At 62.5% G+C, this 13,031-nt stretch carries 18 protein-coding genes; 7 read left to right on the top strand and 11 right to left on the bottom strand.

Annotation, left to right across the window (positions count from 1 at the left end):
* Positions 1 to 28: 28 nt before the first annotated feature.
* Positions 29 to 424, top strand: coding sequence for an acyl-CoA thioesterase (locus NKJ35_RS09660; RefSeq protein WP_023678380.1), 396 nt, complete (start codon positions 29 to 31; stop codon positions 422 to 424).
* A 143-nt stretch (positions 425 to 567) separates the two neighbouring features.
* A complete protein-coding gene (locus NKJ35_RS09655) occupies positions 568 to 888 on the top strand; it encodes a hypothetical protein (RefSeq protein ID WP_352646535.1) in 321 nt (106 codons plus the stop codon).
* A gap of 50 nt (positions 889 to 938) precedes the next feature.
* Here NKJ35_RS09655 and NKJ35_RS09650 read toward each other — a convergent pair whose 3' ends face one another.
* Positions 939 to 1,307 carry a winged helix-turn-helix transcriptional regulator gene (locus tag NKJ35_RS09650; protein WP_352646534.1) on the bottom strand — a complete coding sequence of 123 codons (369 nt, stop codon included), beginning with the start codon at positions 1,305 to 1,307 and terminating at the stop codon, positions 939 to 941.
* A gap of 90 nt (positions 1,308 to 1,397) precedes the next feature.
* Here NKJ35_RS09650 and NKJ35_RS09645 point away from each other — a divergent pair, with 90 nt between their 5' ends.
* Entirely contained in the window at positions 1,398 to 2,003 is a 606-nt protein-coding gene (locus NKJ35_RS09645; protein WP_352477902.1) for an NADPH-dependent FMN reductase, read from the top strand.
* A 75-nt stretch (positions 2,004 to 2,078) separates the two neighbouring features.
* Here the strand turns inward: NKJ35_RS09645 and NKJ35_RS09640 are convergent, their stop codons facing one another.
* Positions 2,079 to 2,471 (bottom strand): winged helix-turn-helix transcriptional regulator, encoded by a 393-nt coding sequence (locus NKJ35_RS09640; protein WP_352646532.1) that lies wholly within the window; start codon positions 2,469 to 2,471, stop codon positions 2,079 to 2,081.
* Positions 2,472 to 2,569: 98 nt separating this feature from the next.
* Between NKJ35_RS09640 and NKJ35_RS09635 the strand changes: the two genes are divergently transcribed.
* Positions 2,570 to 3,550, top strand: a complete 981-nt coding sequence (locus tag NKJ35_RS09635; protein WP_352646530.1) for a quinone oxidoreductase family protein — start codon at positions 2,570 to 2,572, stop codon at positions 3,548 to 3,550.
* Between the two features lie 49 nt (positions 3,551 to 3,599).
* Here the strand turns inward: NKJ35_RS09635 and NKJ35_RS09630 are convergent, their stop codons facing one another.
* The 5 genes from NKJ35_RS09630 to NKJ35_RS09610 all read right to left on the bottom strand — a co-directional run bounded on the left by NKJ35_RS09630 (position 3,600) and on the right by NKJ35_RS09610 (position 6,733).
* Entirely contained in the window at positions 3,600 to 4,277 is a 678-nt protein-coding gene (locus NKJ35_RS09630) for an HAD family acid phosphatase (RefSeq protein ID WP_352646528.1), read from the bottom strand.
* Positions 4,278 to 4,558: 281 nt separating this feature from the next.
* Positions 4,559 to 4,993, bottom strand: a complete 435-nt coding sequence (locus NKJ35_RS09625; protein ID WP_352646526.1) for an FKBP-type peptidyl-prolyl cis-trans isomerase — start codon at positions 4,991 to 4,993, stop codon at positions 4,559 to 4,561.
* A gap of 234 nt (positions 4,994 to 5,227) precedes the next feature.
* Complete coding sequence (locus NKJ35_RS09620; RefSeq protein ID WP_352646524.1) at positions 5,228 to 5,992, bottom strand: SDR family oxidoreductase; 765 nt, start codon at positions 5,990 to 5,992, stop codon at positions 5,228 to 5,230.
* Positions 5,989 to 6,474: a VOC family protein gene (locus NKJ35_RS09615; protein ID WP_352646522.1), complete on the bottom strand. Its 486-nt coding sequence runs from the start codon at positions 6,472 to 6,474 to the stop codon at positions 5,989 to 5,991. The genes NKJ35_RS09620 and NKJ35_RS09615 overlap by 4 nt, the downstream gene beginning before the upstream one ends.
* Positions 6,475 to 6,547: 73 nt before the next feature.
* Complete coding sequence (locus NKJ35_RS09610; RefSeq protein WP_254819235.1) at positions 6,548 to 6,733, bottom strand: DUF1127 domain-containing protein; 186 nt, start codon at positions 6,731 to 6,733, stop codon at positions 6,548 to 6,550.
* Positions 6,734 to 6,937: 204 nt separating this feature from the next.
* Between NKJ35_RS09610 and NKJ35_RS09605 the strand changes: the two genes are divergently transcribed.
* Complete coding sequence (locus tag NKJ35_RS09605) at positions 6,938 to 7,831, top strand: transcriptional regulator GcvA (RefSeq protein WP_254819236.1); 894 nt, start codon at positions 6,938 to 6,940, stop codon at positions 7,829 to 7,831.
* 33 nt (positions 7,832 to 7,864) lie between these two features.
* Here NKJ35_RS09605 and NKJ35_RS09600 read toward each other — a convergent pair whose 3' ends face one another.
* The 3 genes from NKJ35_RS09600 to NKJ35_RS09590 all read right to left on the bottom strand — a co-directional run bounded on the left by NKJ35_RS09600 (position 7,865) and on the right by NKJ35_RS09590 (position 11,458).
* Positions 7,865 to 8,659: a class I SAM-dependent methyltransferase gene (locus tag NKJ35_RS09600; RefSeq protein ID WP_352477888.1), complete on the bottom strand. Its 795-nt coding sequence runs from the start codon at positions 8,657 to 8,659 to the stop codon at positions 7,865 to 7,867.
* An 81-nt stretch (positions 8,660 to 8,740) separates the two neighbouring features.
* Positions 8,741 to 9,214 carry a VOC family protein gene (locus NKJ35_RS09595; protein ID WP_352478097.1) on the bottom strand — a complete coding sequence of 158 codons (474 nt, stop codon included), beginning with the start codon at positions 9,212 to 9,214 and terminating at the stop codon, positions 8,741 to 8,743.
* Between the two features lie 255 nt (positions 9,215 to 9,469).
* Positions 9,470 to 11,458 (bottom strand): ABC transporter ATP-binding protein/permease, encoded by a 1,989-nt coding sequence (locus NKJ35_RS09590; protein WP_352646519.1) that lies wholly within the window; start codon positions 11,456 to 11,458, stop codon positions 9,470 to 9,472.
* A 311-nt stretch (positions 11,459 to 11,769) separates the two neighbouring features.
* Here NKJ35_RS09590 and NKJ35_RS09585 point away from each other — a divergent pair, with 311 nt between their 5' ends.
* On the top strand, positions 11,770 to 12,060 hold the full coding sequence (locus NKJ35_RS09585; RefSeq protein WP_254819239.1) for a hypothetical protein: 291 nt from the start codon (positions 11,770 to 11,772) through the stop codon (positions 12,058 to 12,060).
* Positions 12,061 to 12,110: 50 nt separating this feature from the next.
* Here NKJ35_RS09585 and NKJ35_RS09580 read toward each other — a convergent pair whose 3' ends face one another.
* Positions 12,111 to 12,404 (bottom strand): hypothetical protein, encoded by a 294-nt coding sequence (locus tag NKJ35_RS09580; protein ID WP_254819240.1) that lies wholly within the window; start codon positions 12,402 to 12,404, stop codon positions 12,111 to 12,113.
* Positions 12,405 to 12,621: 217 nt separating this feature from the next.
* On the opposite strand from NKJ35_RS09580, the gene arr reads away from it, so the two are divergent.
* A complete protein-coding gene (gene arr / locus NKJ35_RS09575; RefSeq protein ID WP_254819241.1) occupies positions 12,622 to 13,029 on the top strand; it encodes an NAD(+)--rifampin ADP-ribosyltransferase in 408 nt (135 codons plus the stop codon).
* Positions 13,030 to 13,031: the final 2 nt, after the last annotated feature.

Genomic DNA, 13,031 nt, shown 5'->3' with positions numbered 1-13,031 from the left:
GGGCGATCGGTTCGAGAGGATTGGCCAAATGGTGCACTACGCGGACGGGCGGCCGATCGGCGATCTGACGCTCAGGACGCTGGCTATGCCTTCGGACGCCAATGCGGCAGGCGACATTTTTGGCGGCTGGGTGATGGCGCAGATGGATCTCGCCTGCGGCATCCGCGCCGCCGAGCGCGCCAAGGGCCGCGTGGTGACGGCGGCGGTGAAGGAAATGTCCTTCGCCAAACCGATGAAGATCGGCGACACGCTGTGCATCTATACGCATGTCGAGCGCGTCGGCCGCACCTCGATGACCCTCAAGGTCGAGGCCTGGGCGCAGCGCTATCTCTCCGACCTGATGGAGAAGGTCACCCATGCCGACTTCGTCATGGTGGCGCTGGACGGCGAAGGCAAGCCGAAGGCGGTTCCGGCCGAAGGCTGACCCGGCCTGATTCCAGAAGACGGATTTAGACAGCAGTCTCTCCCGCGTGGGGGATGCGGACAGCGATCCCGCGTGGTCTTTGGCTAACGGGTTCCCGCATGCGCGCCTGTAGCGCGACCCACGGGATATTGGGAGGAAAGACAATGCGTCAATACCTGCTGAACGCTGCCCTGGCGGGTGCCTTTGCAGCCTTGCTCTGCCTGTCCTCCGCAAGCGCTTTTGCCGAGGTCAAGAAAGGCGATCCAGGCGCCACCTGCACGTCGGAAAACCGCACCATCAACGGGCAGGCGGCCAAGTGCGAGATCTGCTCGGCAACGAAATGCGACACCAGCGGCACGACGGTGAGCAATTGCCGCAAGGAGACGACCACGACCTGCACGATTGGCGGCAAGGTGGTCAGTCCCAACCCGAAATGGAACCGGATCGAGAAGCTGCCGAAGAGCAAGATGCAGTTACAGCAGTAGGGCTCGTCCGGAGGCTCCCCGACAGGTTCAAACCCTTACAGCGCAAGGGTTCAGCTGTGCATGGCGTCGAATTTTTCTCGCGCGGCCTTGACGCGCTCGGTGTTCTTGCGTGCCCATTCGCCGAGCGCATCGACCGGCACCAGCAGCTCGTAGCCAAGATCGGTCAATTCGTAGTCGACCCGCGGCGGGATGGTCGGGAATACGGTGCGGGTGACGAAGCCGTCGCGCTCGAGCCCGCGCAAGGTGGTGGTCAGCATCTTTTGCGAAATGCCGCCGACCGCGCCGCGCAGCTCGTTGAAACGCAGCGGCCCGTTGCCGAGTTTGCCAACGACGAGCACAGTCCATTTGTCACCGACGCGCTGCAGGATTTCCGAGACGGCGCGGCAGTCCTCGGTGCGGTACGGGTGCCTTGGTAACAAAAAAGTGCCTCCTTGCACATTGAGCGGCCAGTTACTCATATAGCTCAGGTATCTAAACGATACCAGTATTGCTGTAAGGAGAGCCCCTCTATGTCAAAACCCAAAATCGCCATCGTCATTGGTTCGACCCGCGCCGCGCGCTTTGCCGACGTCCCGGCCCAATGGATTGCCAGGATCGCCAAGTCGCATGCCGATATCGACGTCGAAGTCGTCGACCTGCGCGATTTCCCGCTGCCGTTCTTCGATGAGGTCGCATCCTCCGCCTGGGCGCCGTCGCAGAACGAAGTGGCGCAGCGCTGGCAAAAGAAGGTCGCCGGATTCGACGGCTTCATCTTCACCGCCGCCGAATACAATCATGGCCCGACGGCCGTTCTGAAGAACGCCATCGACTACGCCGCCAACGAGTGGAACAAGAAGCCGGCCGGCTTCGTCGGGTATGGCAGCGTCGGTGGCGCGCGCGCGGTCGAGCAGCTGAGGCTGCATGCGGTCGAGTTGCAGATGGCGCCGGTGAAGTCCGCCGTACACATCTCCTGGGCCGATTTCCTTGCGGTCAAGCAAGGCGACAAGAAGCTCGACGAGTTCGAGCACCTCAACCAGGCGGCAACCGCGCTGGTCAACGACATTGCATGGTGGGCGAGGGTGCTGAAGACGGCGCGTCAGGCCGATGCCGTCGCCGAGGAAGTCAAGGCGGCCTGAGCATAGGTTCGAACAGTCCTCCCAAGGATTAATTCTCCCAAGCATTGGGGCGGCGCATGCGCCGCCCCTTTTGTTTCACACGGCATGGGCGTCCTGCGCTTGCCGTGGCCTGATGATGCAATCGGCAAGGCGGTCCATCTCATTCAGCTCGTCGGCGTGATGCTGGCCCCACTTGCAAAGTGCCAGCAGGATCGGCTCGAGGCTGAGGCCGAGCCGCGTCGCCGAATACTCGACGCGCGAGGGGATCTCGGCAAAGATCTCGCGGCGGACGAGGCCGTGCTCTTCCATTTCGCGAAGCTGCTGGATCAGCACTTTCTGGGTAATGCCGGGCATCAGCGCCTGCAGCGCCGACAGCCGCCGGGGCCTGTCGAAGAGATGGTACAGGATGACGGCCTTCCAGCGGCCCGAAATCACTTTCAGCGCGCGCTCCGCCGGCAGCATCGGCAGCCTCTTGATCAGCTTGGTCATGGTCACCTCCCGGTCAGCAGCGGACAAATCGGTGTGTAGTCGAAGCCAGGCAGATAGTGGCAAACAGCGGCCGATGCCAATAACGATCGGTGCCTGCGATGAGAGCCATTCAACTGAAACGTTTCGGCGGGCCAGACGTCCTCGACATAGTCGCGGTGCCGAAGCCCGAGCCGCAAGCCGACGAGGTCCTGGTCCGCGTTCATGCGGCCGGGGTGAATTTCTTCGAAGTGCTGATGCGCGCGGATCGCTATGCGGTGACGCCGCAGTTGCCGATGGTCCCTGGTGTCGAGGCCGCCGGGATCGTGGAGGCGCTTGGGCATGGGGTGGAGGCTTCCTTGCTCGGCATGCGCGTCGCTGCGCCGTTGTTCGCCTCGAGCCAGCCGTTTGGCGGCTATGCCGAGTATGTGACGATCGACGCAAGCCTGGCCGTGCCGCTGCCGGATGCGCTCTCGTTCGAAGACGCGACGGCATTGATGGTGCAAGGGCTGACGGCGCTGCATCTATCGCGGCAAAGCCGGCCGGCCGGCAAATCGGTGCTGGTCGCCGCTGCCGCGGGTGGCGTCGGTTCGTTGCTCGTCCAGCTTGCCAAGCGCGCCGGCGCGAGCCGTGTCATCGCGGCAGCCGGCAGCAAGGCCAAGCTCGACCTTGCTTTGTCGCTGGGAGCCGATGCTGCCGTCGACTACAGCAACGCGGATTGGCCAGAGCACGCCCGGGCAGCGACAGGTGGCGCTGGCGTCGACATCATCTACGACATCGTCGGCGGCCCGCTGACGGCGGCCGCGCTCGAGGCCCTGGCGCCTTGCGGAGAGTTGGTGTTTGCCGCACTTGGCAGATACGCGCTCGCCGCCCCGCAGATGGAGGCGATGATCGGCCGCAACCAGTCGCTGAGGGGTTTTGCCCTGCTGCCGTTGCTGTCTACGGACGGGCTCCGTGACGGCCTTTTGGAACTTTTCGATCTGGCGGCTGGTGGTCAGCTTGTGGTGACCAAAGGTGGCCGCTTCCCGCTCGACCAGGCCAGCCCCGCACATCGCCTGCTGGAGGAGCGTGGCGCGACCGGCAAAGTTGTCTTGATACCTTAGTAGGTGCTCGGCAACGAGCCGAGGATTCGGGCTTGTGCCGTACAGGCCGTCAGCGAACCCGGTAGAATGGATTAGGCAGCAGGAACAGCTTCTCGGCATGCCCGCCGAACAGGTCGGATGGCTGGTCACCGACATTGGCAATTATCGTGTAGCCGGCCTTTTCGATTTCGGCCCTTATGGGTGCCTTGAAATCTGCGGCGGAGCCGTATTTGGCCCCAGGCTGAACCATGTAAAGGTGCTCGTAGCCGGCATAGCCGGCCGACTGCAGGTTCTGTTCGGTTGCCTGACGCTGGTCCTCCGGACGTCCGGTGATGAAGAACACCGCGACTTTCGCCGTTCGCGCCTGCCGGAAGACCTCCAGCACGGGGTCGATAGCCGGATCCTTCGCAAGCTGATCCCAGGCGGCCCAGCCACAGGGACCGTCGATTGCGATGTCGCAGGCGCCGCCGATCGGGCGGCCGAAATTGTCACGTGTGATCACTTCCCAGTTGGCCAACGCCGTCTCGTCGATGTCGAGCACCAGTGCGGGGCGAGACACCTCCATTGCGCGCTTGACGACCCAGTCGCCTGCCTGCTTCGCCACAGCGGCAAGGTCGCGATCATAGTCGCCGGAATCATGATAATTGGCAGCCGCCAGCATCGCATCGCCGACATTGGCTGGCTGGGACGGGCTTGTGAGAAGGAGCGAGTCGGAACGCGCCGGCCCAGGAACATTTGTGCCGATCATCAGCACGATTGCCCCGACACGCGCAATTCTATTCCAACCAATCGCCCGCATCACGAGACTTTGCGGTCACGAGAAGTCGGCTGTCAAGCGAGGTCTTCCACAGGTCCTCGAGACTGCGACGCTGAATTGGACATTCCAGATGCCGAATGTCTCTATGGGTTGCTGCACGCTACACGATTTCCGCCGTCGCGGTCTTTGCCTCCGACAGGTGACGCACCGCCGGAACCGCCGGTCGAAATGCGTCACCCGAAAATCATGGCCGTTACGCGCTTTGCCGTGCCCTACGCCGCCTGAACGATCTCGACCAGTTCAACGTCGAACACCAGATCCCGTCCCGCCAAAGGATGATTGCCGTCGAGCTTGACGCTGGTGTCGTCCACGCCGACGACTGTTACCGGCATCGGGCGCCCCTCTGAGGTTCTGACCTGCAATCGAGTGCCGATATCGACGTTGATGTTGTCTGGCACGCGGGCGCGGTCGACGGTCATCACCGCTTCGGGGCGGTGGGGGCCATAGGCGGCGTCGGCGGGAATGGTGACGGTGCTTTTCGCGCCCACCTCCATACCCTCGACATGGGTTTCGAGACCGGCGATCACTTGTCCTTCACCCAACGTGAATTGCAGCGGTTCGTTGCCGGAAGAATCGAACTGAGTGCCGTCAGCCAGGCGGCCATTGTAATTGATGCGCACGGTGTCGCCATTCTTGGCCTGTGTCATGATAGCCATCCTTTGAAAGTTTCGAGGGGCCGGCCAGAGCTCACGGTCCCGTCCTCGATCATCCACGCACTCGGGTGCGCGGCGCGAAACGCTAAAACTAGGGACCTGGCTGCCGATGTAAACCCCGATTGGGCTACGCCGGCATGATCCGCCGGCGTTCGTCGCCTTCGGCAGGAGTGCGCCGGTCTAGCAGTCGTACCGGCTCTAGCCATTCAGGCGGCGTGCAAACGGCGGCTAGATCAGGTTATGGCCGCCATCGATGCGGATTGTCTCGCCGGTCGTGAACTCGCTTTCCATGAGGTAGACATACGCGGCGGCGACGTCCGCAGCGGTCGGAATTTTTCTCGACGGCAACCGGGCAGCCATGTCGGCAAAGAAGCTGGATTTGGCTTCTCCAACAATGTCCCACATCGGTGTGTCGACCCATCCGGGCGACACGACATTGACGCGCGTCGGGGCCAGTTCGAGCGCCAGGGCGCGGGCGAAGTAGCTGAATGAGCCGGCAATCGCTGAGACGACCGAGCCTCCCGGCACTGGCGGCTTGTCCTTGTTGATGCCTGAGGTGAAGGTCATGGAGCCACCGGCCTTCAGGGTGCGCACAGCGTGCTTGGAGAGCATGACGGCCCCAATCAGCTTGTTCTCGACGAAGCCTCGCACAGCCTCCATGTCGGTACTGCCGATCGGATCGCCGGGCGGCAGTGTTCCGGCGGTCGATACCAGGTGGTCGAAGGGACCGATCTCCTCGAACAGGCGAGCGACGTCCGCTTCGTCGGTCATATCGGCAACCAAGCTGGTCACGTGCCCCGTATTGAGCGTCCGTTCGGCCGCCTGCAGTTTCGCGGGCGACCGGCTGACGATCACGACCTCCGCTCCGCAATTGAGAGCAGCTTCCGCGACGCCGAGACCGATGCCGGAGCTGCCGCCGATGACGATGACTTTCCTGTCCACGAGCGATGTCATGGGAGGTCTCCATTCGTTTGCGATTTCGGTGAGGGTCAAGCTTTGCCGTCGTAGGCGGCTTCGAGGTCGGCGATGATGATCTTGCGCATCCCGTACATCGCCTGCCGGACGCGGTTGGCCTTTTCGCGGTCCGGGTCGGCACTGAGCCGCAGCAGGATTTCCGGGATGACCTGCCAGTAGACGCCGAACTTGTCGGTGAGCCAGCCGCAGGGTTGTTCCCTGCCGCCGCCGGCGGTGAGCGCCTCATAGTAGTAGTCGGTCTCGGCCTGGTCCCTGGTCTCGATGTAGAGTGAGAGCCGCTCGTTGAAAGGCGGCTGCGGCCCGGCATTGAGCGCTGTAAGGTGCAGACCCTCGAGCTCGAAATCGAAGGTGGCATGCGGGACCGTCTTGTTGGTTCCGGACACCCAGTCGGTGTATTCGAGCGTCTGGAGCGCTTTGCTGTTCTTGAAGACCGAGAGATAGAAATCGCGGGCCTCCTTGGCGTCGGTATTGAACCAGAGGAATGGGTGGATGGTGGCCATGTCCGTTCTCCGTTAATTCCTTGCGGCAGCGATCTTTGGCGAAGGGCCTGTCCGCTGTTGCTTTCATTCAGGCTTAGCGGTGATCCGACGGCCGATAGACCGAGCCGTCCCAGTCGCGGGCAAACCCGAGGTCTTCGAGCCGGCGGGTCGAGAAGCGTGCAATCTGGCGCTCGGTCCGGCGCCGGCTGCTCGATGCGAGGATGCGGCCGGCCATGCCTGTCAGGACGTCGACGATGGGTTCAACTCGTTTGGCATTCATGGTGCTCTCCCAGAGTGGCGGCAGTTTTGGTTTCAGCAGTTGCCCCGCGACTTTCGTCAGCGAGAGTATCAGTCACATCAAGTCGCCTTTTTAAGCGGCGGTGAATGACTGAATACGCGAGCAAATATGCCGTCTTCTGGCCTGGACGACAAACGACTTATCGGCGACAATGTGTGAGCATCGCTCACACATAGGTATCGATCCATGCCCCGGAAGCTGCCTCCCCTCACCACCTTGCCGAGCTTCGAAGCGGCGGCGCGCCTGTTGAGTTTCTCCAAGGCGGCAGAGGAACTTCATGTCACCCACGGCGCGATCAGCCGGGCGATCAAGAACCTTGAGGATCAGCTCGGTGTGCAGTTGTTCGAGCGCGGTACGCGTTCGGTGAGCCTGACCGCCGTCGGCGAGCCCTATGCGCGGGCGGTGCGCGAGGTGCTCGACCAGTTGGCCGCCGCCACTGCTGCGGCAACGGCCCGCTATTCGAGCTCGACACTGAACGTAAGCACCTCCGATGGCTTCGCGGGGAGATGGCTGGTGCCACGCCTCTACCGCTTTCACCGTGCGCATGGCGACATCGATGTGCGGGTTTCGACGAGCGGGAAGCTGACCAACTTCCTCGGCGACGGCATCGATGTCGCCGTCCGTTATGGCAGCGGAAACTATCCGGGGCTCACGTCGGAGTTCCTCACTGGTGAGGAGGTGTTTCCAGTGTGCAGCCCAAAGCTTCTTGAGGGTGCGCATCCGCTCCGCACGCCTCAGGACCTCAGACACCACACGCTGATCCGTGACAGCTTTCCGATCGACTGGGCGACCTGGCTGGCGAGCGCCGGGGCCGAGGGCGTGGACCCGCAGAGCGGGATTACCTTCGACTCTGCCACCTTTGCCATGGAGTCGGCCGCACAGGGCGAGGGGGTGGTGCTGGGTCGGACCATGCTGGTTGCGGCCGACCTCGCCGCTGGGCGGCTTGTCCGCCCCTTCGGCCACGCCCTGAAATCCCCTTCCAGCTTCTATCTCGTCTACCCGCCGGAGGCGATCCGTCAGCGCAAGGTCAAGGCTTTCAGGGATTGGCTGCTTTCAGAAGTCACGCCGCAAACGGACTGACGGGAAGGCCGAGAGAACAGGATCGTCGACGGGTCAATCGCCCGGTGACTGTCGGCTCGCCCGAACTGCGGTGATGATCCAGGCGCGCGAGTCGAAAAGCACACCGTCCGCGGTCAAGTGCGCGTCGAGCAGATCGCGCAACCGCCGTAGCGCCGCGTCGACATCCACATCCGCGCGGGCGAGCGGATCCTTGACCAGTTGCAGGCCAAGCAAAGCGTCATAGGCCGCATCGACGTCCTGGCCGTAGAAGACCGGCTCACGCACTTCGGCAAAGTCGACCGAAACAAAGCCGGATGCACGCAAGATCTCCGCGGTGATGGCGGGGTCGCCAAGCGAAAACGGGGTGGCGGCGCCCGGCGATATGGCGGTCCCCGGCGCAATCGCCCGCTGAATGGCAGTCGCCCACTCGTTGCGGTCCTGGCCCTGCCATACCATCCACACAAGACGTGCCCCTGGTCGCATCGCCCGGCCGATATTGGCGAACGCCGCCGCCGGATCGGCAAAGAACATCACGCCAAATCGACTGATGCACAGATCGAAGCCGGCAGGCGGAAATACCAGCAATTGCGCATCGCCGCGCTCAAAGGCGACGTTTCGCAATCCTTCTTCGGCGCTACGGCTCCGGGCGATCTCGAGCATCTGCGCCGATACGTCCACGCCGAGCACGCTGCCTTCCACCGCGACACTGGCGGCATCACGAGAGGATTGTCCCGAACCGCAGCCGATATCGAGCACGCGATCGCGCGTTCCCGCCTTGACCGCAGCCCTGAATACCTCGTTGTGCCGCCGCAGTTCGGCGTCGTAAAACTCAGCGCAGTTCAACACCATCGCACGCCTGTCTGGAGGTGGGCCGGCAGCATTTCCGGCCGCTCTGCCCTGATCTTTTCGCGTCGGGCTGACCCCGAACTGTCAGCCGCGCCGCGCCGCCTCGATCGCTGCAACGTCGATTTTCTTCATCTCCATCATCGCCTCGAATGCGCGCTTTGCTTCATCGCCGCCGGCGGCCATCGCTTCGGTCAGCACGCGCGGCGTGATTTGCCAGGAGATGCCCCATTTGTCCCTGCACCAGCCGCACGCACTTTCCTGGCCGCCATTGCCGACTATGGCGTTCCAATAGCGGTCGGTCTCCTGCTGATCGTCGGTGGCGATCTGGAAGGAGAAGGCTTCGTTGTGTTTGAACGCGGGCCCGCCATTGAGGCCGAGACAGGGGATGCCCGCGACCGTGAACTCGACCGTCAGCACGTCGCCCGCCTTGCCGGACGGGTAGTCGCTGGGAGCGCGGTGGACGGATTTCACCGAGCTGTCAGGAAAAGTGTCGGAATAGAAACGGGCCGCAGCCTCGGCGTCCTTGTCGTACCAAAGGCAGATCGTGTTCTTGGCGATTGTCATTGCTGGTCCCTTTGCTTTCGAAATCAATCTGGGCTTTTGAAATCAACCCGGGCTTTTCACAGCTGGCCTCGGCGTTGCACCGGACATGGAAATGGGCTCGTGCCATCGACGTTCCGACAGCAGCAGCTGCCCGGAACCAAGGTACCACGGCTGGTGCTTTCAGGACCAGATGCGGGCAGTGACTCGAACCGGAGATCCGCCTGGTCCGACCGGCGGCCTCACTCTTTGCGCAGGGCAGCGCCGCTTTGCTCAAGGTCGCGCTGGCTTTCCGTTGGCGCGCCGTTGCCTCAGAAGGCGCATGAGCAAGTTCCGTCTGTCCTTGCGCGGGACGAGTTCGATATCGCTGACGAGTTTTGCGCCGCCCTTGTGCCGCTCCAATGTGATCTTGCGGCTGTGGAAAGCTTCCAGCTCGGCGCGATGCGCTACGCTTATGATGGTGACCTTCGGCAATTCGCGAATGATCATCTCCATCATGTTGTCCTGGCTCTTCTCATCGAGTGCCGACGTTGCCTCGTCCAGCACGATGATATCGGGGCGGTGCAGCAGAAGACGCGCGAAGGCGAGGCGCTGCTTTTCGCCACCCGACAAGGTCTGGTCCCATGGGGCGTCCTCCTCAATCCTGTCGTTGAGGTAGTCGAGTCCCACCTTGTCGAGCGCAGCCTTGATCTTATCCAGCGTCCAGTTGTCGGCGGCGCCTGGATAGGCGACAGCGCGGCGAAGGGTCCCGGTCGGGATGTAAGGCCGTTGCGGCAACATGAACAACCGTCTGTCGGCGCGGATGTTGACGCTGCCGCTACCCCATGGCCACAGACCCGCGATGGCCCGCACCAGTGTACTCTTGCCCGAGCCGGATTCGCCGGCGACGAGCACCCGCTCGCCTGGTTCGATCACGACCTCGGTTTCCTTGACCACGGCGGTGCCGTCGTCGAGCGACACGGAGAGATTGTTCAGGCTGAGCATCGCATCGCTGCCGGTCTCGCCGCGCTTTATGCGTCCCAGCGTGTTGCTCTGTTCCGCCCGCTCGAGCCCGTCGAGCGACATCATCAGCGAGGCGATGCGCCGTGCAGAGGCATTCCAATCGGCGAGACGGGGATAGTTGTCGACCAGCCATCCGAACGCGCCCTGCACGATGGCAAAGGCCGAGGCAGCCTGCATGACCTGCCCAAGTGTCATGCTGCCTTCGAGGAACTTTGGAGCGCAAAGCAAGACCGGCACGACAGGCGCAAACAGGCTCGACCCTTGGGACACCAATGCCGTGCGCATGTGCTGGCCTGCGAGGAGCGCCCATTGCCTGAGCACATGGGCGAATGTCTTGTCCATGCCGCTGCGCTCCTCCTCCTCGCCGCCGAGCAATGCGATACTCTCGCCGTTTTCCCGCACGCGCGTCAGCGAGTAGCGGAACTCGGCTTCCGCCTGATTTTTTTCCCCGGAGAGGTGGACGAAATGGCGGCCGATGACCGCCATCGAGGTGGACGTGATCGCGGCATAGAGCACTGCAGTGATGACCAGGAAGCCGGGAATGGTGACGGTCGAACCTGCAATCGTCAGGGTCAGGGCGCCGCCGATCGTCCACAGCACCACGATGAAGGTCGAGGCCGACAGAAATGCGACGATGACACCGGCAATGAAATCGACCGGCGATTCGGTGGCAATCCGCAAATCCTCGGCGATGCGGGCTTCGGGGTTGCTGTGGTCGCCGCCGACGAGGTTCAGCTGATAATAGCGGCCGCTTGCCAGCCAACGCGCGATGACCGCCGTGGTGAGCCAGGAACGCCAGCGGCGCTGTATCTTCATGCGAAAGAAGACTTGTGCCACCACAAGGCTGGCGCTTCCGAGCACGAGTGGCAGGAATACGGCGCTCAGCCAATATACGGTGTGGGCATTGCGTTGCTCAATGGCGTCGAAAATTGCGCGATTCCAGACATTGATCCCATACTGGAAGCCGACATTGGCGACGATCAGGACCAACAGCCCGATCGTCAACGGCCAGGCGACCCTGTCGCCACTGCCGCTCCAGTAACCGCGGGCGCTGATCCAGAAGCGCTTAAGCAGATATCTCTTGCGCGCCCGCTCGGCCTCTTCAGGTGTCAGCTTAGGATCGGGTTCGGTGACATCCGGCGGCGGCGCGGGCTTGCCGACGACCTCGGACGCGACATCAACAGTCGTCTGGCGCGACTTCTCGGCATCGCGCGATTGGGCGCCATCAACCGATTTCAGCTTGAATTTAGCTTGGGGCATCCGGCGATAACGGCTTAAAAATCAGAAGGTTTCACAGCGTCCGCTCGAGACGCCGGCTGCAAACAGCACCAGGGCTTCTCCAGTGTTCCAGTGCTCGTAACACCCTATGGTCGTTCTCGAACATGACGGCCTGTGATCTGGTGCGGGACAGCTAACCGAACCCACAAGATGGAGATGTGTTCTGTTGTGTTTCGGCACCAGCGGAAAGTGAATGGTGTCGGGCCCGTCCGAGCTTGATAAAGTCAGCAGTGCATCGGCGTCGGAACAAGGGTGCGATTTTGCCGTTGAGCGAGAAACTGGAAGCGACCCGCATGTCCGAATTGCCGATTGAGGAGATCGAAGGGCGGCTGAACGCCCAGCGCGAGACTTTGGCGCTGGTCGTCGCGCTGCTTGCCAGCAAGGATACGGCGCCCGAGCGAATATGGGCCGAACTGGAGGACCGTTTTCAGTTTCAGAACAGTCAGGAGGACCCCGGCGTCCTGCCAAGCCGCGCATTCGCCATCGAGGCTGCGAAGATGCGGGAGTTCAAGCTGATCGCCGAAGAGGCGCGGGCGCGCAACGCGGAATGGAACGGCAGGGACAAGCCACAGGGCGCCAGCTGACACCCCGGCGAGTGCTTGCAGGACCGGCTATTTTGCCGTGACCGAGCATGTCAGCTTTGCTGCAAAAATGTACGCGCCAACTCCTCCCATTCCTCGTCAAGCGTTGAGGTAGGCGGCGTGGCATTGCTGCGGCGATACCAATATTCCGCATTCGACTGGTCGCCTTCCTTGCGGTGGAGATAGGCATGTACGTGCATGCCGGCCGTATCGTCGCGCTGCTGCGCGCATTCGTGCGCCTTAGCCCAATCGCCCTTTGCATCCCACCACAGCGCCTGCAGGGCAGGACTCAAGCCGGCTGGCGGCTGTGGTTCGGCAATCGAATCCCTGAAGGCTTGCAGATCCATTTTGTTCACCATAGCGACGGTACAGGGCGTCTATAATAACCACGCCGGCGGCCGACCGATAGCGTGCATCGGGCGGGATGACTGACATAGATATCAGGACTGCCGAGAGCGGAGGTCCGATAACCGCACTGCCAGACGCTTGATTCGATGACGTGTATGAAATAGTGCGCGCCACGAAACCATGATGCCTGAGACAGCGAGGATAAGTAGCGAGCCGATGACAGCCTCCGACAACCCACGCCAATTCTACCACGGCACCCGGGCCGACCTTAAACCGGGAGACCTGATCGAAGCCGGCTACAGCTCCAATTACGGCGCGCGAAAGCAGGCAGCCTGGGTCTATCTGACCGGCACTCTGGATGCGGCTATCTGGGGTGCAGAACTGGCCGCCGGTGACGGACGCGAAAGGATCTACATCGTGGAACCAACCGGCCCGATCACCGACGACCCCAACCTTACGGACAAGAAATTTCCCGGCAATCCGACGCAGTCCTATCGCTCCCGCCAGCCGCTCAGGATCACGAGCGAGGTCACCGAGTGGCAGGGCCACTCGCCCGAGCGGCTGAAAGAGATGAAGGACCATATCGAACGGCTGAAGGCGCAAGGCATCGAGGCGATCGATTGATC

Source organism: Mesorhizobium sp. M0136 (assembly GCF_040322515.1).
Taxonomy (GTDB): domain Bacteria; phylum Pseudomonadota; class Alphaproteobacteria; order Rhizobiales; family Rhizobiaceae; genus Mesorhizobium.
Note: the sequence above shows the minus strand (reverse complement) of the source record. Positions and strands in the feature narration are given on the sequence as shown.